This window comes from Streptomyces bobili (genome assembly GCF_002154575.1).
GTDB classification, from domain to species: domain Bacteria; phylum Actinomycetota; class Actinomycetes; order Streptomycetales; family Streptomycetaceae; genus Streptomyces; species Streptomyces bobili.
The window spans coordinates 1-1351 of sequence record NZ_MUBA01000464.1 but is presented as its reverse complement, the minus strand read 5'-3'; the positions used below and the strand labels follow the sequence as shown (position 1 = coordinate 1351).

The window sequence follows — 1351 nt, the reverse complement described above, 5'->3', positions numbered from 1 at the left end:
CCTCGGCGCCGAGGTCCGCTGGGCCTCCTGCAACATCTTCTCCACCCAGGACCACGCGGCCGCCGCCATCGCCGTCGGCCCGAACGGCACGCCCGACAACCCGCAGGGCATCCCCGTCTTCGCCTGGAAGGGCGAGACGCTGGAGGAGTACTGGTGGTGCACGGAGCAGGCACTGACCTGGCCGAACAGCCCCACCGGCGGCCCGAACATGATCCTGGACGACGGCGGCGACGCCACCATGCTCGTCCACAAGGGCGTCGAGTACGAGAAGGACGGCAAGGTCCCCTCCGTCGACACCGCCGAGAACGACGAGCACCGCGTCGTCCTCGAACTCCTCAACCGCACCATCACCGACGGCTCGCAGAAGTGGACCCAGCTGGCGTCCGAGATCCGCGGCGTCACCGAGGAGACCACCACCGGCGTCCACCGCCTGTACGAGATGCAGCGCGACGGCGTCCTCCTCTTCCCCGCGATCAACGTCAACGACGCCGTCACCAAGTCGAAGTTCGACAACAAGTACGGCTGCCGCCACTCCCTGATCGACGGCATCAACCGCGCCACCGACGTCCTCATCGGCGGCAAGACCGCGGTCGTCTGCGGCTACGGCGACGTCGGCAAGGGCTGCGCCGAGTCCCTGCGCGGCCAGGGCGCCCGCGTCATCATCACCGAGATCGACCCCATCTGCGCCCTCCAGGCGGCGATGGACGGCTACCAGGTCACCACCCTCGACGAGGTCGTCGGCCAAGCCGACATCTTCATCACCACGACCGGCAACAAGGACATCATCATGGCCACCGACATGGCCAAGATGAAGCACCAGGCCATCGTCGGCAACATCGGCCACTTCGACAACGAGATCGACATGGCCGGCCTCGCCGCCACCCCCGGCATTGTCAAGGACGAGATCAAGCCGCAGGTCCACACCTGGACCTACCCCGACGGCAAGACCCTCATCGTCCTCTCCGAGGGCCGCCTGCTGAACCTGGGCAACGCCACCGGCCACCCCTCGTTCGTGATGTCCAACTCCTTCGCGGACCAGACCCTGGCCCAGATCGAGCTGTTCACCAAGCCCGACGAGTACCCGACCGGCGTCTACGTGCTGCCCAAGCACCTCGACGAGAAGGTCGCCCGCCTCCACCTCGACGCACTCGGCGTGAAGCTCACGACCCTGCGCCCCGAGCAGGCCTCGTACATCGGCGTCGAGGTCGACGGCCCGTACAAGTCCGACCAGTACCGCTACTGAGTCCGGCCGTCCGCTGAGGAGCACGTCCCGTCACGGACGCACTCCTCAGCACCGAGCCCTCCGAGACAGGCCCCCGCACCCCCGTGTCGGGGGCCTGTCTCGGAGGGC

General features: G+C 67.8%; 1 protein-coding gene. It reads left to right on the top strand.

The genetic code is table 11. The annotated features are described in order from the left end of the window. On the top strand, positions 1–1243 hold a 1243-nt coding region (gene ahcY, locus BZL64_RS30345; protein WP_086772354.1), incomplete at its 5' end, for an adenosylhomocysteinase. Between the last annotated feature and the right edge of the window lie 108 nt (positions 1244–1351).